This is a genomic window from Burkholderia sp. MBR-1 (genome assembly GCF_013822785.1).
GTDB classification, from domain to species: Bacteria; Pseudomonadota; Gammaproteobacteria; order Burkholderiales; family Burkholderiaceae; genus Burkholderia; species Burkholderia vietnamiensis.
In genome coordinates, this window is the sequence record NZ_CP053610.1 from 637,476 (window position 1) to 659,440 (window position 21,965).

At 65.8% G+C, this 21,965-nt stretch carries 16 protein-coding genes; 6 read left to right on the forward strand and 10 right to left on the reverse strand.

All coding sequences use genetic code 11. From position 1 onward, the window contains the following. Positions 1 to 7 precede the first annotated feature (7 nt). Entirely contained in the window at positions 8 to 958 is a 951-nt protein-coding gene (ppk2, locus tag MBR110_RS17690; protein ID WP_014725030.1) for a polyphosphate kinase 2, read from the forward strand. A gap of 33 nt (positions 959 to 991) precedes the next feature. Here the strand turns inward: ppk2 and MBR110_RS17695 are convergent, their stop codons facing one another. Continuing rightward, complete coding sequence (locus tag MBR110_RS17695) at positions 992 to 1,579, reverse strand: IMPACT family protein (protein ID WP_011882035.1); 588 nt, start codon at positions 1,577 to 1,579, stop codon at positions 992 to 994. A 647-nt stretch (positions 1,580 to 2,226) separates the two neighbouring features. Between MBR110_RS17695 and MBR110_RS17700 the strand changes: the two genes are divergently transcribed. Then, positions 2,227 to 3,867 (forward strand): methyl-accepting chemotaxis protein, encoded by a 1,641-nt coding sequence (locus MBR110_RS17700; protein ID WP_181709447.1) that lies wholly within the window; start codon positions 2,227 to 2,229, stop codon positions 3,865 to 3,867. Positions 3,868 to 4,056: 189 nt separating this feature from the next. On the opposite strand, the gene aroE is transcribed toward MBR110_RS17700, so the two are convergent. Genes aroE through MBR110_RS17725 form a run of 5 tightly spaced genes read right to left on the reverse strand, consistent with a single transcriptional unit; the run spans position 4,057 to position 7,909 of the window. Continuing rightward, on the reverse strand, positions 4,057 to 4,890 hold the full coding sequence (aroE, locus tag MBR110_RS17705) for a shikimate dehydrogenase (protein WP_034193459.1): 834 nt from the start codon (positions 4,888 to 4,890) through the stop codon (positions 4,057 to 4,059). After that, the gene (locus MBR110_RS17710; RefSeq protein ID WP_034193460.1) at positions 4,890 to 6,110 is read right to left on the reverse strand and encodes a CaiB/BaiF CoA transferase family protein; all 1,221 of its coding nucleotides are present in this window, start codon (positions 6,108 to 6,110) and stop codon (positions 4,890 to 4,892) included. The genes aroE and MBR110_RS17710 overlap by 1 nt, the downstream gene beginning before the upstream one ends. After that, positions 6,110 to 6,568 (reverse strand): MaoC family dehydratase, encoded by a 459-nt coding sequence (locus MBR110_RS17715; RefSeq protein ID WP_034193461.1) that lies wholly within the window; start codon positions 6,566 to 6,568, stop codon positions 6,110 to 6,112. Before MBR110_RS17715 ends, MBR110_RS17710 begins: the two co-directional genes overlap by 1 nt. 1 nt (position 6,569) lies before the next feature. Continuing rightward, entirely contained in the window at positions 6,570 to 6,962 is a 393-nt protein-coding gene (locus MBR110_RS17720; RefSeq protein WP_011882041.1) for a VOC family protein, read from the reverse strand. Continuing rightward, a complete protein-coding gene (locus MBR110_RS17725) occupies positions 6,959 to 7,909 on the reverse strand; it encodes a ketopantoate reductase family protein (protein WP_014725025.1) in 951 nt (316 codons plus the stop codon). Before MBR110_RS17725 ends, MBR110_RS17720 begins: the two co-directional genes overlap by 4 nt. 95 nt (positions 7,910 to 8,004) lie before the next feature. Here MBR110_RS17725 and MBR110_RS17730 point away from each other — a divergent pair, with 95 nt between their 5' ends. Continuing rightward, positions 8,005 to 8,910, forward strand: coding sequence for a LysR family transcriptional regulator (locus MBR110_RS17730; RefSeq protein ID WP_041494154.1), 906 nt, complete (start codon positions 8,005 to 8,007; stop codon positions 8,908 to 8,910). Between the two features lie 70 nt (positions 8,911 to 8,980). Here MBR110_RS17730 and MBR110_RS17735 read toward each other — a convergent pair whose 3' ends face one another. Genes MBR110_RS17735 through MBR110_RS17745 form a run of 3 tightly spaced genes read right to left on the reverse strand, consistent with a single transcriptional unit; the run spans position 8,981 to position 14,913 of the window. Beyond that, entirely contained in the window at positions 8,981 to 10,408 is a 1,428-nt protein-coding gene (locus MBR110_RS17735) for an efflux transporter outer membrane subunit (RefSeq protein WP_181709448.1), read from the reverse strand. Beyond that, positions 10,405 to 13,617 (reverse strand): efflux RND transporter permease subunit, encoded by a 3,213-nt coding sequence (locus tag MBR110_RS17740; protein WP_059734625.1) that lies wholly within the window; start codon positions 13,615 to 13,617, stop codon positions 10,405 to 10,407. Before MBR110_RS17740 ends, MBR110_RS17735 begins: the two co-directional genes overlap by 4 nt. A 12-nt stretch (positions 13,618 to 13,629) precedes the next feature. Next, a complete protein-coding gene (locus MBR110_RS17745) occupies positions 13,630 to 14,913 on the reverse strand; it encodes an efflux RND transporter periplasmic adaptor subunit (protein ID WP_059461097.1) in 1,284 nt (427 codons plus the stop codon). Between the two features lie 327 nt (positions 14,914 to 15,240). Here MBR110_RS17745 and MBR110_RS17750 point away from each other — a divergent pair, with 327 nt between their 5' ends. The 3 genes from MBR110_RS17750 to MBR110_RS17760 all read left to right on the forward strand — a co-directional run bounded on the left by MBR110_RS17750 (position 15,241) and on the right by MBR110_RS17760 (position 19,155). Further along, complete coding sequence (locus MBR110_RS17750; RefSeq protein WP_011882047.1) at positions 15,241 to 15,999, forward strand: response regulator; 759 nt, start codon at positions 15,241 to 15,243, stop codon at positions 15,997 to 15,999. Next, positions 15,983 to 17,260, forward strand: a complete 1,278-nt coding sequence (locus MBR110_RS17755; RefSeq protein ID WP_059694356.1) for an ATP-binding protein — start codon at positions 15,983 to 15,985, stop codon at positions 17,258 to 17,260. Before MBR110_RS17750 ends, MBR110_RS17755 begins: the two co-directional genes overlap by 17 nt. 326 nt (positions 17,261 to 17,586) lie before the next feature. Then, on the forward strand, positions 17,587 to 19,155 hold the full coding sequence (locus MBR110_RS17760) for a methyl-accepting chemotaxis protein (RefSeq protein ID WP_014725018.1): 1,569 nt from the start codon (positions 17,587 to 17,589) through the stop codon (positions 19,153 to 19,155). A gap of 195 nt (positions 19,156 to 19,350) precedes the next feature. On the opposite strand, the gene MBR110_RS17765 is transcribed toward MBR110_RS17760, so the two are convergent. Beyond that, complete coding sequence (locus MBR110_RS17765; protein WP_045578439.1) at positions 19,351 to 21,552, reverse strand: glycoside hydrolase family 3 C-terminal domain-containing protein; 2,202 nt, start codon at positions 21,550 to 21,552, stop codon at positions 19,351 to 19,353. Between the last annotated feature and the right edge of the window lie 413 nt (positions 21,553 to 21,965).

Consider the following 21,965-nt stretch of genomic DNA (forward strand, 5'->3'; position numbering starts at 1 on the left):
AGGCCCCATGGGCGACAACGACAACCGCACCGAGACCGACGACTTCACCGCTCCGGAAGCGCGCGAGGACCGCCGCCGCCGTCTGGAGGAAGATCTCGTCGACGCGTACGACGAAGAGCTCGAAATGGAGCTCGACGATCGCCGCTTCGACAATGCCGACGATCTGCTGTTTTCGCCGGAGCGGCGCGAAGTACGCAAGCAGTATTTCCGCGAGCTGTTCCGGCTGCAGGGTGAGCTCGTCAAGCTGCAGGACTGGGTCGTCAGCACCGGGCACCGGCTCGTCGTGATCTTCGAGGGGCGCGACGCGGCCGGCAAGGGCGGCGTGATCAAGCGCATCACGCAGCGGCTGAATCCGCGCGTATGCCGCGTCGCCGCGCTGCCGGCGCCGAACAACCGCGAGCGCACGCAATGGTATTTCCAGCGCTACGTCGCGCATCTGCCGGCCGGCGGCGAGATCGTGCTGTTCGATCGCAGCTGGTACAACCGCGCGGGCGTCGAGCGTGTGATGAACTTCTGTACCGACGACGAATACGAGGAGTTCTTCCGCTCGGTGCCCGAGTTCGAGAAGATGCTCGTGCGCAGCGGGATTCAGATCGTCAAGTACTGGTTCTCGATCACCGACCCCGAGCAGGAGCTGCGCTTCCAGAGCCGCATCGAGGATCCGCTGAAGCAGTGGAAGCTGAGCCCGATGGATCTCGAGAGCCGTCGCCGCTGGGAAGCCTACACGGCCGCGAAAGAGGAGATGCTGCAGCGTTCGCACATCCCGGACGCGCCGTGGTGGGTCGTGCAGGCCGTCGACAAGAAGCGCGCGCGGCTGAACTGCATCCACCATCTGCTGACCCAGGTGCCGTATCACGAGGTGCCGCGCCCGACGATCGATCTGCCGCAGCGCGAGCATCACGAGGATTACATCCGTCGTCAGGTGCCGGACAGCATGATCGTCCCCGAGGTGTATTGAGCATTCGCAGGCCGCCGCGCGCGGCCGCCTGCGTCACAGCGCCGGGAAGCCCGAGCGGCCCTGCGTCAGGTCGAACAACGCCGTTTTGGCCGCGGCGGCGGCGGTTTCGGGGAGCTTGATGACGAGCCGCACCGTCATGCCGTACGCGCTGTCGACGAGCGTGTAACCGGCCTGTTCGATCCAGCGCCGCACGCGCGCCTCGTCCGGATAGCCGATTTCGATCGCGAGCCGCGTGTAGTGAATCCGTTCGACGCGCTCGGCATCGAGCAGCGTCGATGCGATCGCATCGGTGTATGCCCGCACCAGGCCGCCCGCGCCGAGCTTCACGCCGCCGTAGTAGCGCACCACCGCCCCGAGCACGCCGTCCAGATCGTGATGGCGCAGCACTTCGAGGATCGGCCGGCCTGCGGTGCCCGACGGCTCGCCGTCGTCCGACATCCCCGACTGTCCGCCCGCGAGCAGCGCCCAGCAGACGTGCGTCGCGGCCGGATGCGCGTCGCGCAGCTGTTGCAGCGCCTGCATCGCGGCGTCGCGGTCTTCGACGGGAATCGCGAATGCGATGAAGCGGCTCTTGCGGATTTCGAGTTCCCGGGTGTAGGTGGTGGCGAGCGAGTAAGTCATGGTCCGGGACACGATGAAGGGGTGAAACGCGGCGAGACGGCGGCGCCGATGCACGGGGTCGTCGATCGTCGGAAAGCGGCGCCGGACGTCATGCCCGGTGCGGCGCCGCAATGCGGCGAGCACGAATTTTACCGTGCCGCGCGTCAGTGCCTTTCGTTGCGGCCGGATGCGTGTCGATGAGGGTAGGGATGCGCGCGTGTCGAGGGCGAAGCGGCGGGGGCCCACGAGGCGCACGAGCGCAAGAAGCGGCAGCAAGTTGTCGCGATGGGTGAGAGGCTTCGGATCGCGGCAAGGCTCGACGCTGCCAGCGGCAACTCGCGAAACTTCATTCGATGCTCCCAACGATGCGGCAGGCCTTAAGCCACACGCAATGATCGGGCCGAACAACATGGCCAAGTGTTGTCGCTTAAAGCAACGCGTCACGGTGTCGCAAGCGTTGGAAATCTCTCCGCAGTCGCTCTATCGCAACCTGTCAAGCCAACACATTGCAATTGTCGGAAGGCACTGTTCCTGGATCGAGCGCTAATCCTGGCCGGCGTTCAAGCCGTAAATCAATTGTGTCAGTGGGCGCCGCGTCGGCGGGCGCTGGCCCATGCCCGCTGCGCGGATTTTGCCGCTTGATCGATCACTCTCTCCATTCATTCCCCATGAAACTCCTTGCGCGATTCAGCCTGACTCATCGACTGTACGCAGTGTCGGCCACATTGATCGTTGCCTTGACGGCAGTTGCCGCCATCTCGTGGATCCAGTTGACCGACGCGCAGCGTATTGCAGCCGCTGCGGGCAATGTGCGAATGCAACAGCTGGAGCGCATTGCAAGCACTGAACTCAGCGTGACGCAGGTATTGCTGAATTTGCGGCACGCGATGCTGGTGTCGTCACCTGGCGACGTACTGGCCGCCGCGCAGAGCATCGATGCGGCGCGCCAACAGATTCGTCGCAACGATGATGCGTTCTTGAGCAACATTGCCACCGAGGAAGGAAGGGAAGCCTTTCGGAATGTCTGGCTCAAAATGCAAGCCGATGCATGGCCGGTGGCGGATGCCAATCTTCGGCTGGTTCAGGAGGGCCATCGTGATGAAGCGTTCCAGATGTTGACAGCGCAAACGGCCCCCACCTTCGCGCGTATTCAGAAATGGCTGGGCGAGGAGCGGGCGAGACAAGGCGAGCAACTTGGCGGTCAGGTCGCGGCAATCGAGGGAGCCTTGCAGTCGATCCGGGTGCTGCTGGTGAGCCTGGTGGCGATAATCGCGAGCGGCCTCATTGCGTTCTCCTGGTATATCGGAAGCAGCCTTCGCAGCCGTATTGGCGAAGCGCAGAAAGTGGCTGAACGCGTTCGCGATGGCAACTTTACCGTTGCAGTCGTCGATTCCCATGCCGACGAAATCTCGCCATTGCTGGCTGCGCTTGGCGCCATGCAGCGTTCGCTCGCCGACGTCGTGCGCAGTGTCCGCAGCAATGCGGAAAGCGTGGCGACGGCCAGCGCGCAAATTGCGAGCGGCAACACCGACTTGTCCTCCCGCACAGAAGAGCAGGCAGCGTCACTGGAGCAAACGGCGTCGAGCATGGAAGAACTGGCCGGCACGGTTCGTCACAACGCCGATAACGCAAGGCAGGCGACCTCGCTGGCAAATACCGCGTCAGACATCGCGCAGCGCGGCGGCGAAGTAGTCGGGCGGATGGTCGAGACCATGCACGGCATCTCCGACAGCTCGGCCAAAATGGCGGAGATCATCACCGTCATCGAAGGAATCGCATTCCAGACCAACATCCTCGCGCTCAATGCGGCGGTCGAGGCAGCTCGCGCCGGTGAGCAAGGGCGGGGGTTTGCCGTCGTGGCAGGCGAAGTCCGCACGCTTGCCCAGCGCAGTGCCAGCGCGGCCAAGGAGATCAAGGATCTGATCGGCGACTCGGCGAGCCGGGTGGACGCGGGTTCGAAGCTCGTCGAGGAAACGGGCAGCACGATCAGCGAGGTCGTCCAGTCGGTGAAGCGCGTGACGGACATCATGAGCGAAATGGCTGCCGCCGCGGCGGAGCAGAGCACGGGTATCGAGCAGGTCAGTCAAGCGGTCAGCCAGATGGACCAGGTGACCCAGCAGAATGCCGCGCTGGTCGAGGAGGCATCGGCTGCTACGCAGTCGATGGCCCAGCAGGCCCAGGCGCTGCGTGACGCGGTGTCCGTCTTCAAGATCGACGACGTGAGCGCATCCGCGCCGCGCGTCGCTGCCCCCCAAACGGCAGCGCCTCGTTCGGCAACCGCCGCTCGCCCGCCCGCGGTTGCAGCGTAGAGGGCGGCGACGTCCACGCCGACCGCAGTCATGAACACCCCGGTTGCGCGCGGCACGCGACGGCGAGGCCGGTTCACCACGAGTCGATTGCGTCATTGAATTCGCCCCGACCTGGGTTCGGACCCAGGTCATGGGGGAAATGCATCCGACGGATATCGAACGGGAGCGACTGCTGTCGATCGCGCCCGTTCAATCGAGCGGCACGGTCAGCCGGTCGATCACCGCGCGCGTCTCAGGCCGCACGCCGCGCCACCATGCGAATGCTTCGGCCGCCTGCTCCACGAGCATCCCGACCCCATCCGCGATACCCAGCACGCCGGCGTGGCGCGCGTGCCTCAGGAACGGGGTGAGACGCTTGCCGTAGACGAGCTCGTAAGCTGCTCCGCGCGGATCGAATACGCTCGGCGGCACTGGCGGGAGTTCGCCGCTGAGGCTCGCCGACGTCGCGTTGACGACGAGGTCGAAGCGTCCCATGGCTGCGAGGTCGTCGTACCCGCAAGCGACGAGAGAATTCCCGGTCGCGACTCGTGCGATCAGCGCCTCGACCTTCGCGACATCCCGGTTCGCGACGACGAGTTCCGCAGGACGCGCCGCGATGAACGGCAGCAGTGCGCCGCGCACCGCGCCTCCCGCGCCGAGCACCAGCACGCGCTTGCCGGCCATCGGGAGGTTCAGGTTGACTTCGATGTCGCGTACCAGGCCGACGCCATCGAAGTTCTCCGCGATGATGCGGCCGTCCCTGAAGCTCAGCGTATTCGCCGCGCCGGCGAGTGCGGCGCGCTCGCTGCGTTCGTCGGCCATCGCGAACGCCTTCAGCTTGAACGGGGCCGTCACGTTCATGCCCTTGCCGCCGGCGGCGAAAAACGACCGCACCGTCGCCGCGAAAGCGTCGTCCGGCTCCAGCGGTCCTTCGATCGCCGTGTACGAAATGTCCTGATGCGATTCTTCAGCAAACAACCCGTGAATCAGCGGCGATTTCGTGTGTCCGATCGGATTGCCGATCACTGCGTACTGGTCGCTCATCACGGCCTCGCTTTCGAATACAACACGCCATCGGTCTGCATGGCGTCAATCTCTGCCGCAGTGAAGCCCAGCGACGTTGCCACTTCCGCATTGTGCTGACCGAGGTCCGGCCCGACCTCGCGGATGGTCGTGTCGCAGTCGGAAAAGCGGAACGGCAGATTGGGCAGGCGCAAGGTGCCGAAGCGGGGGTGTTGCTGCTCGAGCACCATGCCGCGCGCGATGATCTGCGGGTCGGCGAGCACCTCGTCGATGCGCTGCACCTTCGCGCACGGTACGTCGATGCCGTCGAGCAGTTCCAACACCGCCGCGACCGCTCGTCCGGCAATCCACGGCTTCACCACCGACAGAATCTCGAGCCGGTTGGCATTGCGCCCGTTCAGTGTGTGGAACCGCGGGTCCGTACCGAAGCCGGCAGGCCCGCCATGCGCCTCCACCAGGGCCGCGAAGCGTTTCCACGCGTCGTCGACCTGGGCGGCGATCACGAGGTCGCCATCCGCCGCACGAAACACGCCGTAGAGCGTCGAGGCAGGCATGTCCTGACCGGTCTGTTCGGGAACGATGCCCTGCATCGTGTAGCACTGCACCGCGTATTCGTGCATCGAAACGAGCGTGTCGTACAGCGCCATGTCGATGTGCTGTCCCCGGCCGCTCTTCACGCGACCGAACAGCGCGGCATTGATGGCCGCCACCGCGTGAATGCCGGTGTACATGTCGCCGAGCGAGATGCGCATCAGCGGCGGCGGTTCGCCCGGATTCCCGATCATCTGCATGATCCCGCTCTTGGCCTCGGCAATCAGGCCGAAACCGGCGCGGTGCGCGTCCGGTCCGGTGTGGCCGTAGGCGGAGATCGAGCAGTAGACGAGGCCTGGATTACGCGCCGACAGTTCGTCGTAGCCGAGTCCGAGCCGGGTCAGCGCGCCGGGCCGGTAGTTCTCGACGAACACATCGGCCGAATCGCACAGGCGCTGCATGAACTCCTTGCCGCGCGGGTCGCGCATGTTGACGCTGACGCCGCGCTTGCCCATGTTCATCTGCAGAAAATAGGCGCTTTGCTCGTCATCGAGCACGGTCGCATGCTGACGCCCTGCGTCGCCGGTGACGGGGCGTTCAACCTTGATGACTTCGGCGCCGAGCGCCGCAAGACAGCGCCCGACATACGGACCGGCGAGAAAGTGGCTGTAGTCGACGACGCGAATACCTTCGAGCGGACGTACCTGCATCAGAATGCTCCCGGTCGGCGCGGCACCATCAAGCGGTGCTCGCCATGCTGGACGACCTGGCCGTCCTGATTGATCAGCTGCGACGGCAGCACGACGATGCCCCAGCCCGGACGGCTCTTGCTGGCCCGCATCGTGCCGACGCGGAATTTCACGTGCAGCACGTCGTTCACTTTGATCGGCAGATCGAAGTCCCAGGTCCAGCCGAGCGACATGCCCGGCAGAAAGCGGTACGCGCTCTGAGTCTTGAGGCCGTCCGCAATCGACAAGCCGAACAGGCCGTGCGCAACGATCGAGCCAAAGTGGCTCGCGTTCGCGTAGTCCTCATCGACGTGCACCGGCGTGTGATCGCCGGTCAATTCCGCGTAAGCCAGGATGCGCGCTTTGGTGACGGTGTAGGTCGGGCTGACGCACTCGTCGCCTTCGCGGGCGTCGTCCCAGAATTTGTCGACGATCGTCATCTCAAGCCTCCGCACGCGGGTCGATGGCCAATGCGCGCGCCACGCACGAGGCGGGCCTTGCCTGGATCAGTTCGATGGCGAGACCGTCAGGCAGTCGCAACCAGTTGCGTCCCTGCGGCATCTCGGTGACGCCGTACCTTTGCGCCGCGGCGAGCGCGGCTTCCATGTCTTCGCACATCACGCCGAGATGGCCGAGCCGGCCTTCCGGGGCATCGTGGTCGGGGGCGTGGATGAATTGCAGGCCGCCGAGCGTCCAGTACTGGCGCGGTGCGTCGACGGTGCCGTCGACCTCGCGCATCGTCATGCCGAGCACGTCTTCGAAAAAGCGGATATGCCAGTGGATATCCTTGACCCAGATCGCCACGTGTTCGAGATAAGCCTTGCTGCCGTTCATGCGGTTGTCTCCTGTTTTTTCCGGTCGGCCATGCCGCGCTCGATGCCTTTGATGCAGGCGACCAGCGTCGCGTTGACCGGGGTCGGCACACCATGCCGTCGTCCCCAGCGCACGACCGCGCCGTTGATGAAGTCGATCTCGGTGATGGATCCTTTCTCGAGGCTCTGCAGCATCGACGTCTTGAAGCCCGGCGAAAGCCCTTCGCCGGCGAGCGTCCAGGCGCGTTCGGGATCGTCCGTGGAAAGGGGCACGCCGGCGGCGCGGGCGACCGCCATCGCTTCTGCGACTGCTGAGAGTGCAGTCGCCTTCAAGAGCGGTTCGTCGTAAAGCTGGCCGTAGGTGAGGCCGGTCGCGCCGGTCAGTGCGCCGGTCGCGACGTTGACCAGCAGCTTGTCCCACATCGTGCCGACGATATTGGCGCTGACCGTCGTGTCCAGTCCGGATGCGTTGAACGTGTCGGCGATCGCGTTTGCGCGAGGGGTGATACGACCGTCCAGCTCGCCAATGTGAGTGGCTTTGCCGACGACGCCCGATTCGATGTGCCCCGGATTGCGCATGACGCCGCCGACATAGGTCTTGCCGGCCAGCACGCGTTCGAGCCCTACGATGTCGGCCAGCACATCTTCGTGTCCAAGGCCGTTCTGCAACGACAGCACCAGCGTTTCCGGCCCGATCAGTTCGACTGCGCCGCGCATCGCGGCGTCGGTATCGAACGACTTGACCAGCACAATGACCAGATCGACGACGCCGGCCTCAGCGGCCCGCGTCGTGGCGCGAACTTTCACGTGACGCGAGCCGTTCCTGTCGTCTACCCGTAGACCGTCGCGCCTCATTGCCTCGACGTGCGCCGCCGAGCGGTTCAGCAACCAGACTTCATTGCCGCCTTCGGTCAGCGCGGCCCCAATCGCACAGCCCAATGCGCCGGCGCCCAGAATTGCAATCTTCACTGCCGTCTCCTTAACGTGCAGATCAAGATACGAGCGGACGCCCATTCTCGCAATGCTATGATCGCAATGACGTCATTACATAGAGCAATAGTGCTATGAGCTCGGCCCCCCTCCCGGATTTGAAGCTGCTGCAGCTGTTCGATCTCCTCTACGATGTCCGCAGCGTGACGCGCGTGGCCGAACAGCTGGGACAAAGTCAGCCGACGATCAGCATCTGGCTGGGGCGTCTGCGGGATCATCTGCAGGATCCGCTCTTCATACGAACGCCGACCGGCATGGCGCCGACGCCGCAGGCCGATGCGCTGATCGGCCCTTGCCGGGAAATTCTGGAATCGCTGCGGCGCTTTGCGGCCTGGGAAATTGCGTTCGATCCGGTCACCGCGAAACGGCGCTTCCGGATCTGCATGACCGACGCCAGTCACATCACGCTACTGCCGCGAATGCTGGCGCACGTGCGCGAGCAGGCGCCCGGTATCCGGCTGGAAGCGGCGCGTATCGACGGCAACACGGAACGGGCGCTGGAGTCCGGCGAAGCTGACCTGGCCATCGGTCACGTGCCTTGGCTTGGCGGCGGGATTTATCAGCAGCAGTTGTATCTGCAGGACTGGGTCTGTCTGACGAATCGCCATCATCCGCGGCTAAAGACCCGACTGGGGCTGAAGCAGTACCGCACCGAGGGGCATGTCGCGATCACGGCCGGCACGGGCGCGCAGCTACTCGAACAGGCGCTGTTGCGCGAGCAGATCGAGCGCGAAGTCGTGCTGGAGTTGCCGGGGTTCCTTGGGCTCGGTGCGATCATCGAAAGCACCGATCTGATCGCGACACTGCCGCGCCACATCGGCGAGACGCTGGCGAAAATCAACGATCTGACCGTGCATGCCTGTCCGGTGCCCGTCGATGGATTTGCGGTCCGACAGCATTGGCATGCCAGATATCACCACGAAGCGGGAAACCGGTGGCTGCGGAGTCTGGTCGCGCAGTTGTTTTGCAGTGGGGGGTGATCCGACGGGGCGTGCGGCCGAACGGAATGCCCGATCGTCGACGCACGCGACCCATAGCCGATTCGCCCGACTACCGCTGCGCCACCGCGCTCGTCTCCGACCAGCCGCCGCCCAGTACCTTGTACAGCGTGATCAGGTTCGACTGCTTGTCGAGCATGTCGGTGACGAGCTGCTGTTGCGCCGTGTAAAGCGTGCGCCGCGCGTCGAGCAGGGTCAGGAAGCTGTCGGTGCCGCTGCGGTAGCGTGCCTGCGCGAGGTCGTAGTACTGCTGCGCCGAGCTCACGTAGTCGCGGTCCGCGGCCACCTGCGTGACGTAGGTCGTGCGTCCCGCCAGCGCATTCGACACTTCCTTGAACGCCGTCTGAATGGCCTTTTCGTAGTTGGCGACGTCGATGTCTTTTTCGACTTTCGCCACGTCCAGCGACGCGCGGTTGTAGCCGAAGTCGAAGATGGGCACCGAGATGGACGGCGCAAACGCCCATGCGCCCGTGCCCGCCTTGAAGAGGTTCGAGAGGCCGCTGCTCGTGGTGCCCGCGGAAGCCGTCAGCTCGATCTTCGGAAAGAACGCGGCGCGCGCCGCGCCGATGTTGGCGTTGGCCGCCTTCAGCGTGTGCTCCGCTTCGACGATGTCGGGCCGGCGCGCGAGCAGATCCGACGGCACGCCTGCGCCGATGTCCGCGAGGGTGTGCTCGCTTTCCATCAGCGAAGGGCCCTGGGGCAGATCGTCGGGCAGCGGCGCGCCGATTTCGGCCACCAGGTCGTTGCGGTCCTGCGCCACCGCACGCGTGTACGAGGCGAGGCTCGAGCGCGCGCTCGCCAGCGAGTTTTCGGCCTGGCGCACGTCCTGCAGCGACGCGCTGCCCAGCTTCATCATGTTCACCGTGAGGTCGTAGGTGTGCTGGTCGGCGGCCACGGTGTTCTGCGCGATCTGCAACGAAGCCTCGTCGGAGAGCAGTTGCAGATAGTCGGTGGCGACGGTCGCGATGAGGCTGATCTGCGTGCTGGTGCGCGCGGCATCCGTGGCGAGGTACTGTTCAAGCGCCTGGCGCTTCAGGCTGCGCAGGCGGCCGAAGAAGTCGATTTCCCACGACGTGAGGCCCACGCTCGCGCTGCTCGAACTGTATGCGCTCGTGGAGCCGGCCATGTGTTCGCGCGTGAGCGACCCCGACGCGTCGATGGCCGGCGCGAGGTTGGCGCGCGCGATGCGGTACTGCGCTTCGTACTGCGCCACGTTGAGCGCGGCCACGCGCATATCGCGGTTGTTCGCGAGCGCGAGTTCGATCAGCTTTTGCAGGCGCGGGTCCTTGAAGAAGTCGCGCCAGCCGAGGTCGGCACCCAGCGGTGCCGCAGCGGTGCTCTGCGTCGCCTGCGGCTGCGCCGGCGCGGCCACGGTGGACCACGTGTCGTCGATCGGCGCCGCGGGCCGCTGGTACGTCGGGTCCAGTGAGCAGGCGCCGAGTGCGCCCGCGCAAAGAAGGGCGATCAGTGTGCGTTTCATGCGTTGCCCTCGTTGATTTCAGCGGAGTCGGTGGCGTGACCGTGTTCCTTGAACAGCCTGCGCACCACGACGAAGAAGACCGGGACGAAGAAGATGGCGAGCACCGTGGCCGCGATCATGCCGCCCGTGACGCCCGTGCCGATCGCATGCCGCGCCCCGGCGCCGGCGCCCGTGCTGATGACGAGCGGCAGCACGCCGAACACGAAAGCGAGCGAGGTCATGAGGATGGGGCGCAGCCGCAGGTGGGCGGCTTCGAGCACGGCGTCCACGAGGTTGTGCCCCTCGGCCTGCAGGTCCTTTGCGAACTCGACGATCAGAATGGCGTTCTTCGTGGAGAGGCCGATGGTGGCCAGCAGCCCGACCTTGAAGTAGATGTCGTTCGACAGACCGCGGCCGTGCGCGGCGAGCAGCGCGCCGAGCACGCCGAGCGGCACCACGAGCACCACCGCGAGCGGAATCGACCAGCTTTCATAGAGACCCGCCAGGCACAGGAACACGACGACGAGCGAGATCGCATAGAGCGTCGTGGCCTGGGAGCCGGTCTGCTTTTCCTGGTAGGACTGTCCCGTCCATTCCAGGGCGAAGCCGGGCGGCAGCTTGCGCGCGAGCTGCTCCACGGCATTCATCGCTTCGCCGGTGCTGACGCCGGGCCGCGTGGCGGCCGAAATGCCCATGGCGAGCTGCCGGTTGTAGCGCTCGATCTGCGGTGGGCCGAACGTCCAGCGGCTCGTTGCGAACGACGAGAAGGGCACCATCGTGGCGTCGTAGCCGGCGGTGTTCGTCACGGTGCTCGTGCCCGTGGCGGTGCCCGAAGACGAAGACGACGAACCCGATGAGCTGCTGCCCGCCTTCACGTACCAGTCGCCGAGGTCGGAAGGCATCATGCGATACGGCGCATCCGCCTGCACATACACCTTCTGCACGCGCCCCGTGTCGATGTAGTTGTTCACGTAGGACGAACCGAACGCGGTCTGCAACGTGTCGTTGAGGTCGGCGACGGAAAGCCCCAGCGCGTTGGCCTTTTCGCGGTCGATGTCCACCTGGAGCTGCGGCGTGTCCTCGAGGCCGGACGGGCGCACCATCGCGAGCGTCGGCTCCTTCGACGCCATGCCGAGAAACTGGTTGCGCACGGCGAGCAGCTTGTCGTGGCCCGCGCCGCCGCGGTCCTCTATCTCGAAGTCGAGGCCGCTTTGGGTCCCGAGCTCCTGAATGGCGGGCGGGTTCAGCACGAAGATGCGCGCATCGCGATTCGCGGCGAAATGCTGGCTGGCGCGCGCGATGATGGCCTGCGCGCTGTCGCGCGAACCGCGCAGGCTCCAGTCCTTGAGCGTCACGAACGCGATGGCGTTGTTCTGTCCTTGGCCGTTGAAGCTGAAGCCGTTGATGGCGATCACCTGCTTGACGCCCGGTTCGTCCTTCAGCACGTACTGCTCCACGGCCTCCACCGTCTTCAGCGTGCGCGATGCCGGCGTGCCCGCCGGCGCGCTGATCGACACGATGAAGTAGCCCTGGTCTTCGTCGGGCAGGAACGAGGAGGGCAGCGTGACGTAGAGCAACGCCACGATGCCGGCGATCGCGCCGTAGACCAGCATGTAGCGCGCGGGCTTCGCGACCACGCGGGCGAGCGAACTGCTGTAGCCCGCATTGCCTTTCGCGAAGCAGCGGTTGAACCAGCCGAAGAAGCCGCGCTTCTCGTGGTGCTCGACGTCCGCGCGCTTGAGCAGCGTGGCGCACAGGGCCGGCGTGAGCGTGAGCGCGAGCATGACCGACAGCAGCATCGCCGAGACGATCGTGATGGAGAACTGCCGGTAGATCGCGCCCGTCGAGCCGGAGAAGAATGCCATCGGAATGAACACGGCGGTGAGCACCGTCGTCACGCCGATCAGCGCGCCCGTGATCTGGCCCATCGCCTTGCGGGTGGCTTCCTTCGGTTCGAGCCGTTCCTCGCTCATGATGCGCTCGACGTTTTCCACCACCACGATCGCATCGTCCACCAGCAGGCCGATGGCGAGCACCATCGCGAACATGGACAGCACGTTGATCGAGAAGCCGATCATCGACATCACGCCGAACGTGCCGAGCAGCGCGACCGGCACGACGATGGTGGGAATCAGCGTGGCGCGCACATTCTGCAGGAACAGGTACATCACGAGGAACACCAGCACGACCGCTTCGAGCAGCGTCTTCACGACCTCTTCGATCGAGATGCGCACGAACGGCGTGGTGTCGTACGGATAGCTGATCGCCACGTCCTTCGGCAATTGCGGCTGCAGCTCCGCGAGCTTCGCGCGCACGGCGTTGGCTGCTTCGAGCGCGTTGGCGCCGGTCGCGAGCTTGATGGCGAGCGCGGATGCCGGCTTGCCGTTCAGGCGCGACGACGTTTCGTAGCTGTCGCCGCCCACTTCGACGCGCGCCACGTCCTTGAGCAGCACGCGCGAGCCGTCGCTGTTCACGCGCAGCAGGATGTTGGCGAACTGGTCGGCGGTCGTGAGCAGGCTCGACGAGCGGATCGTCGCGTTGATGGCCTGCGAATCCGTGGCCGGCGCGCCGCCCACCTGGCCGGTGGAAAGCTCGACGTTCTGGTTCGTGATGGCCGTGGTGACGTCCGAGGTCGCGAGTCCGAAGCTGTGCAGCTTCACCGGATTGAGCCAGATGCGCATGGCGTGCTGCGCGCCGAACAGCGTCACGTCGCCCACGCCGTTCAACTGCGAGAGCGGGTCTTCGATCCGGGTGGCGACGATGTTGCCGAGGTCCACCGAATTCCAGGTGCCGCCCGGCGACGACAGCGCGACGATCATGAGGAAGCTCGTCGACGCCTTCGCCACCTGCACGCCTTGCTCCTGCACCGTTTGAGGCAGGGTGGGCGTGGCCTGCGACACCTTGTTCTGCACCTGCACCTGCGCGATGTCGGGGTTGGTGCCGGGGTTGAACGTCAACGTGATGGTGGCCTGTCCCGCGGAACTGCTCGTGGATGACATGTACAGCACGTTGTCGATGCCGCTCAGTTTCTGCTCGATCACCTGGGTCACGGTTGCGGCCACCGTGTCGGCGGAGGCGCCGAGGTAGGTGGCCGTCACCTGCACCGAGGGCGGCGCGATGGTGGGGTACTGCGCAACGGGAAGGGTCGTCACCGCCGCCGCGCCCACCAGCATGATGACGATGGCCATGACCCACGCGAGGATGGGACGCTTGATGAAGAACTCTGCCATGCCGCTCTCCGCCTAGTGTTGCGCCGACACGGGCGAGGCCGTGCCGGCTGCGGATGTGTCGGTGGCAGCGGACGCCGCAGATGCCGCAGATACCGCGTTCCCCTGCGTCTGCGGCGTATCGGCGGCCACCTTGACCGGCGCGCCCGCATGCACGCTCTGCAGGCCGCTCACGATCACGCGGTCGCCGGCGTGCAGGCCCGAGGTCACGATCCACTGGTCGCGGAATGCGTTGTCGGCCGTCACCTGCACCTGCTGCGCATTGCCGGCCGCACCCACCACGTAGACGCTCGCCTTGCCGTCCGACGCGCGCGTCACGGCCATCTGCGGCACGAGTATCGCGTCGTCGTTCTCGCCTTCTTCCAGGCGGGCGCGCACGAACATGCCGGGCAGCAATTCGCGTTCGGGGTTCGGGAACGTACTGCGCAGCGTGACCGAGCCCGTCGTGGCATCGACCGTCACGCCGGAGAACTGCAGCGTGCCGGCGTGGGCGTATTCGGTGCCGTCCTCCATCACGAGCGTGACGGCGGCGCTGTCGCTGCCCGTCTTCTTGAGGCGCCCCGAAGCGAAGGCCTTGCGCAGCTTCAGCCACTCCGTGCTGGGACGCGTGACGTCGAGATACATCTGATCGAACGCCTGGATGGTGGCGAGCGCAGTGGTCTGGGCGGACGTGACGAGCGCGCCTTCGGTCACGGTGGAGGCGCCGATGCGTCCTGAAATGGGCGCCCGCACGCGCGTGTATTCGAGGTTCACGCGCGCCGATTCGAGCGCGGCCGCGTCGGCCGTCACGGTGGCGGCGTCCTGGTGGACGGCGGCGACGGCGTCGTCGTAGTCCTGCTTGCTCACGGCGTTGATCTTCACGAGTTCCGTGTAGCGGTCCGCTTTCGTCTTCGCATCGGCCAACGTGGCGCGGGCGTTTTCGAGCGTGCCGCGCGCCTGGTCGTAGGCCGCCCGGTAGGTGGCCGGATCGATCTGGTAGAGCACCTGGCCGGCCTTCACGTCACCGCCTTCCACGAACAGGCGCTTGAGGATGATGCCGCTCACCTGCGGTCGGACGTCGGAGACCTTCTGCGAGGAAAGGCGGCCGGAGAGTTCGGTGGTTTCGACGATGCGCTGCGGCGCGAGCGTGAGCACGCTCACCTGCGCGGTCTGCGCGGCGGCGCCGCCGGGCGGCCCGCCTGCTTGCCTGTTGCAGCCGGCGGTGCCGACGATCGCCAGTATCGAGAGGGCGGCAAACAGCTGGCGCGGCCTGCACGTCATGGGGCGGTGCGCGTGGTTGGGGAGGATTGGCGTCTTCATCTTGGACCTGTTTGGACATCGCGACGTCGCGCGATGCGAGAACGGGACGGCACCGGACGCTTCCGGCGCACCTTGGTGGCGCCCCGACGGAACCGGTACTGGGCAAGGCGTAACGCTACCGACGGCGCATTTTTTCGTGCTTACGGAAACTTACTGTCCCGTGACGCGCGAATACGGCCGAAAGAGAACCGGGCTTTCGGCGTACGAACTACCGTCGCGGCCGGGTCTTCGTGCGGGTTTCGTCAGCGGGCGCAATTCTCGGTAATATTCCGAAAGCCAGCCGGGCCCTCTCCGGGCTACCATCATTTCGTCCTCACGCCGCCCTGAATGCCCGAAGTGCACGCACCTTCCATCCCCGACTCCGCGCTGCAAGTCCTGCTCGTCGACGACGACGCCGAACTGCGCGACCTGCTGCGCAAGTTCTTCCAGCAGCGCGGCATTGCGTTCTCCGTTCTGCACGACGCCACGAATCTCGCGCGGCGGCTGGAGCGCGAACGGCCGTCCATCATCGTGCTGGATCTCATGATGCCGGGCGTCGATGGCCTCACCGCGCTCAAGCAGTTGCGCGCGCGCGGCGACACGATTCCGGTCATCATGCTGACCGCGCGCGCCGAGGGCGTGGACCGCGTGCTGGGGCTCGAACTGGGCGCGGACGACTATCTGGGCAAGCCGTTCATGCCGCAGGAACTGCTCGCGCGCATCCATGCAGTGCTGCGCCGGCAGGGGCCGCCGCCGCCCGCGGTGGTCCAGGAGAAGCGCGCCCCGTGCCGGTTCGGCCGTTTCGAGCTGGATTTCTCGACGCGCACGCTGCTGTGCGAAGGCGCGCCCGTCAAGCTCACGGGCGGCGAGTACGCGCTGCTCGAAGTGCTGGCCTCGCATCCGATGGAAACGCTGTCGCGTACGCGGCTCATCGAGCTGCTCCACGGTCCGGACGCCGACGTGACCGAGCGCGGCATCGACGTGCCGGTATGGCGCCTGCGCCGCCTGATCGAGGACGACCCGTCCAATCCCCGACGGCTGCAGACCATGCGCGGCATCGGCTACATGTTCATTCCCGACAACCCGGCCGATGAAGAATCCGTTTGATTCGATGTTCGGGCGGCTCGTCGTCACCACGGTGGGCCTGCTCGTGCTGGTTCACCTCACGTCGCTGCTGCTGATCGAGCAAAGCCGCGCGAGCCTTGCCGCTTTCCATATTTCGCGCGTCGTGGAGGCTGCCGCGAGCATGGGCGAGCGGGAGAGCGGCGGCGATCGGTCGGTGGCCGACATCCTCGGTATTTCGTTCGCGGACCTGAAGCAATTGCCGGCCGCCGACGCGCAGCGCTTTCGCGGCGACACCAATGGGCCGATCGAACGGCAATTGCGGCACGTGCTGCCGTCGGGCACCCACGTGGCAATGGACGGCGACGGCACGCTGCGCGTGCTCCCCGCGGGCAGCGTGCGCGGCATCGTGCTGCCGCAGGCCGATGTGCCGCTCTACCGCTTCACCGGCGCGCTGGCGTTGACGCTGGCGTTTGCCGTCGTGGTCGCGGTGATGCTCGCGTGGCGGTTCAACGGGACGGTGCGCGACCTCGCTGCCGCGGCGCGCGAGCATCGTACGGGCGTTCATGCGAGCCTCGTGCGCAAGCGCGGACCGCGTGAAGTGCGCGAACTGATCGACGACTTCAACGACATGACGCGCGAACTGGCCGAGGCCGAACGCGAGCGCGCCGTGATGCTCGCGAGCATCGCGCACGACCTGCGTACGCCGCTCACGCGCATGCAGGTGCGTGCGGATCTGCTGACCGATCCCGGCGATCGCGACGGCTTTCTGCGCGACACCGAATCGATGTCGCGCGTCATCACGCAGTTTCTGGACTTCGCCCGCGAAAGCCCTGAAAGTTCGTCGCAGACGAGCGTGGACGCCCACTGCCGGCGCGATTACACCGACGCGCTGGCTCCCGGCGGTGCAGCGGACACCGACGCGCTCGTGACGCTCGATCTGCGCGCCGGGCCGGACTTCACGCTGCCCATCGTGGATATCGACCGCATTCTCTCGAACCTCGTCGAAAATGCGCTGACCTACGGCGAGCCGCCCGTGGAAATCGCCACGCGAGCGCATGACGGGCACTACGAGCTCGTGGTGCGTGATCACGGGCCAGGCGTGTCCGAGCCGGACCTCGACCGCGTGCTGCGTCCGTTCGTCCGGCTCGATCCGGCGCGCGGCGGCACCGCGCACAGCGGCCTAGGCCTCGCCATCGTGCGCCGCCTCGTTCGCCATCACGGCGGCACGCTGCAGATTGCCAACGCGGCCGACGGCGGGCTCGTCATCGCGATGAGGTTTCCGAACAACAGTGGCGCGCGGTGAGGCGTAATGGGGCGCCGCATGCGGTGCCTTCTCCCGTTTGCATGCCCGCCCGCGGCGGCTAGTCGAGCTTCCATGCGCGCATCGCGTCGGCAAGCGTGCGGGCGCGTTCGTTGAGGTCCTCGGTGGTGCGGCGACCGATAAAAAGACTATACGTCGTGGATCGTTTGCGAGGACGGATAGTCACCGGATTCGACCCCGTGTCAGGGCGAATTGACCAATATATTCAGCCATCATGAGGAATACTTCCTCAGGCACGGAAAGCGCGAATTACAGTAAGTCTTCCTGCTTGCCGACATAACGAAACAACACAAGGGGAGGAAGAACATATGGGCTCCATGACAGTCGGCAGGAAGCTGGCCGCAGCATTCGGTATCGTCGTACTAATTGCGTTGATCGGCAGCGCCATCTCGATCGTCAATTTTCTGAAGCTGAACCAGGCGAACGGCTGGAACGTTCATAGTTATCAGGTTCTGCGAGCGAACGACGACATGTTGACCAGCATGGTCAACATGGAGACGGGCGTGCGCGGCTACGTGGCTGCGGGAGACGACCGGTTTCTGGAGCCCTATAAGGCCGGCCTCAGGCAGTTCGCCAAGTCGTTCGACGTCGTGCGCAGCCTCACATCGGACAATGCCGCGCAACAGCGCCGTCTCGAGACGCTGCGCGACATGCATCGGAAGGTGGCGGAGGTCGACGACAAGCTGATCGCGATGCGGCGTGACGTCAATGCCGGTACGCAGCCTGCCAACGTGCTGATCGACTACTTCAAGCAGGGCGACGACAAGCAGTTCATGGATCGCTATCGAGCGGTAGCCGCCGAGTTGAACGAGGCCGAGCAGTCGCTGCTCGATCAACGTTCAGGAGAGGTGGCCAGCTTGACTGCGTTGACCAAGGTGACGCTCGCGGCAGCGGGCGTCATCACCGTCATCCTGTCGATCGTGCTGGGAACCGTCATCACGCGCGGAATCATGCGGTCGCTGGGTGGCGAGCCGGCCGACGCCGCGGTCGTGGCCGGACGTATTGCCGAAGGCAATCTCGAAGCACCGGTGCCGGTCGCGCCGAATGATCGCGGCAGCCTGATGGCGTCGCTCGAATCGATGCGGCGGCAACTGAGCGGCATCGTGTCGGAAATTCAGTCGACCGCGGAATCGATCACGACTTCGGCCGGCGAAATCGCGCAGGGGAACCTCGATCTCTCGCAGCGAACGGAAGAGCAGGCGGCTTCGCTCGAGGAAACGGCGGCCAGCATGGAGCAGTTGACCGCGACGGTTCGTCAGAATACGGAAAACGCGAAGCAGGCGAATGCGCTTGCGGGTAGCGCCTGCGAGGTCGCGATGCGCGGCGGCGAGGTGGTGAACGAGGTGGTCGACTCCATGCGCGCCATTTCGAGCAGTTCCGGCAAAGTTGCCGAAATCATTGCCGTGATCGAAGGAATTGCGTTCCAGACGAACATTCTCGCGCTGAACGCGGCAGTCGAGGCCGCGCGTGCGGGCGAGCAGGGGCGCGGGTTTGCGGTGGTGGCCGGCGAGGTTCGCACGTTGGCGCAACGCAGCGCGAATGCGGCGAAAGAGATCAAGGACCTCATCACGGGTTCGGTCGAGAGCGTGGCGCTGGGGTCCCAGCAGGTCGAACGCGCGGGCTCGACCATGTCGGATATCGTGCAATCCGTGCGGCGAGTGACCGACATCATGAATGAAATCGCATCGGCCTCGGACGAGCAGGGAACGGGTATCGAGCAGGTCAATGTCGCCGTGGGCCAGATGGATTCGGTTACGCAGCAGAACGCGGCACTCGTCGAGCAGGCGTCGGCAGCCGCGCAGGCGATGGCGCAGCAAGCGACCACGCTGCGCGACGTGGTCGGGGTATTCAGGATCGGACGCGTCGCCGCGCGCTGAGGACTTGGCCCTCGGTGCTTCGCCGGAAGTCGATGCGAGCGGGAGCCGAGCCGCTCGCGTGGCGATGCTTTCGTAGATCCGCAGCGGCCGGTCCGCGCGGACCGGCCCTGCGCACGACGCACGGCAATCGCGCACGTCGGGGCGGGCAGTCGGACGCCGATCACCCCCCGGCGTCCGCCGCTGCCAGCCGCTTGCTCAACTGCCCTGCAAACGGATATCGCGCGACGACGCACCGACATACACCGTGCCGCGCGCGACGTAACGCCAGCCGTTGTGCGACGTGTCCCACACGCTCTGCATGCGCGGCGTCACGGTGATGCTGACGCGTCGCGCGTCGCCGGGGTTGAGCTGGACCTTGTCCCAGCCGACCAGGCGTTTCGGCGGTTCATCCTTGTACGGCACGCCGAGGTAGACCTGCGGCGTTTCCGTGCCGGCGACGCGCCCGTCGTTGCGCACGGTGAACGCGACGTTGAGCGAGCCGTCCGGCTGCCGCGACACCGACAGCCCCGAGTACGCAAAGTGCGTGTACGACAGCCCGTGGCCGAACTCGAACAACGGCGCGATGTTGTGCGCGTCGTACCAGCGATAGCCCATGTTCAGCCGTTCCGCGTACAAGGGATCGTTGTCGAACCCGCCGTTTTGCACCCACGCCGGCGAGTCCTGATCGCGCGCGGGGAACGTCACGGGCAGCTTGCCGGACGGATTCACCGCGCCGAACAGCACGTTCGCGATCGCATTGCCGCCGCCTTCGCCCGGATACCACGCTTCGACGATCGCCGACACGCGATCCTTCCACGGCATCAACACCGGATTGCCGCTCTCGACCACGACGATCGTGTGCGGATTCGCGCGCGCGACCGCTTCGACGAGCGCATCCTGATTCGACGGATTCGCGAGGCGCAGACTCTGCAGATCGCCGAAGTCCTCGCCGGCCGGCTGCGCGACCACGACGATCGCCACGTCGGAATGGCCCGCGAGCGTCGCGGCCTGATCGATTTCCTGCTGCGTGTAGGCGCGGAACGGCGACTGCTGATCGCTGTTGCCCGCGAACGTCACGCGTGCGGACGGCGCGAGCGCGCGGATCGCCGCGACGATCGGCACGTCGACCTTCAGCCACGGATTGCGCCACCAGCTGCAACCGGTCGAGGATCCGAACACCAGCCCGCCGCAGCCGGCGAACGAACCGGTGACGGGGTCGCGCGTGTTGCCCGAGCCGCCGCCGGACAGCACGGCCGCATCGGCGTGCCCGCCGATCACCGCGATGCGCGACAGCGCGGACGCCACCAGCGGCAACTGGTTGCCGTCGTTCTTCAGCAGCACGATCGACTGCTCGGCGACCCGTTGCGCGAAGCGGTTCGCGGCCGCGAAATCGATCGTGCCGCCGGCCTTCGCTGGGTCATCCATCACGCCGACGCGGATCATCACGGCCAGCTTGCGGCGCACCATGTCGTCGAGGCGCGCGGTCGATACCGAGCCGTTCGCGATCGCCTGCTTGACGGCCTCGGGCGTCAGGTAGACGGTCGGCCCGACGTCCTCTTCCTCGTCGAGCCCGGCGTTGATCGCGGCGGCGGTGCTGTGCGCCGCGCCCCAGTCCGATTGCACCTGCCCCTGGAAGCCCCATTCGTTCTTCAGCACGTCGTTGAGCAAATGGTTGTTCTCGCACGCATACGTGCCGTTCAGGCGGTTGTAGCTGCACATCACGCTGCCGGGTTGTCCGCGTTTCGCGGCGATTTCGAACGGCAGCAGATAGAGCTCGCGCAGCGTGCGCTCGTCCATCTGCGTGTTGCCGCCCATCCGGCCATGCTCCTGTTCGTTACCTGCGTAGTGCTTGATCGTCGCGATCACCTTGTGCTGCTGCGTCGCGATCGTGCGTTCCGCGAGCAGCTCGCCGGCGAGCAGCGGATCCTCGCCGAGATACTCGAAGAGCCGGCCGCCGCGTGGCTCGCGCGCGAGATTCGTACCGCCGCCGAGGCCCATGCCGAACCCTTGCGCGCGCAACTGAATCGCGACCTGCTTGCCGAAGTCGTACGACAGCCGGCGGTCCCAGCTCGCGGCGAGCGCGATCGTCGCGGGGAACGTCGTGCTCGGCTGCGACGTGCTGCCGGAGCCCGTTGCCGAGTCGACCATGTTCAGGTCGGGAATGCCGAGCCGCGGCACGCCCTGGATATAACCGGCGCCGCCGCCCGGCACCTTCGACATCTCGTACTGGGAATGGATGAACTGCAGCTTTTCGTCGAGCGTCATCTTGCGCACGAGCAGGTCGGCGCGCTGCTGCGCGGCCGACGACGCGAACGCGTCGGCTGCACTGCCCGGTGAATCGAAATCGGCGTTGGCCGCATAGACGCTGGTGCAGAGGGTCGCTGCCAGCACGGCGGCCGGCCAGAGTTTGTCCCGCATGTTGCTCTCCATGATCGTATTGCCGGTTGTTCGGATGATGTCTGGAGCTGCACACGTTCGATCGATTCGCATCGAACGCCTTCGGCCGGCGATGCACGGTGATTGCGCGTCGGCACGCCACGCCGGGCGGGGAATCGTTACGGCCGGTTGGGCGCGAACGGCACCGACGACGGCGACGCGGACCGTCGAACGCTGCCGAATCGTATGTAGCGATTCTCTGCAGCGACCAATCCTACGAATGTAGTTTGGCTACAGCATCGGTGTTTGTACCGATACGTACGATCTTTTTTTGACGCGGTCGTGCGGGGTCGCGAAAACGCGGTCATCGTTCCCGAGTGCCGCGATGCAGCGTCGTAACAACTACCTGCATTCCGGCGGTTGCGTCGAAAACGCTGCACATTGCCGCGCACTGA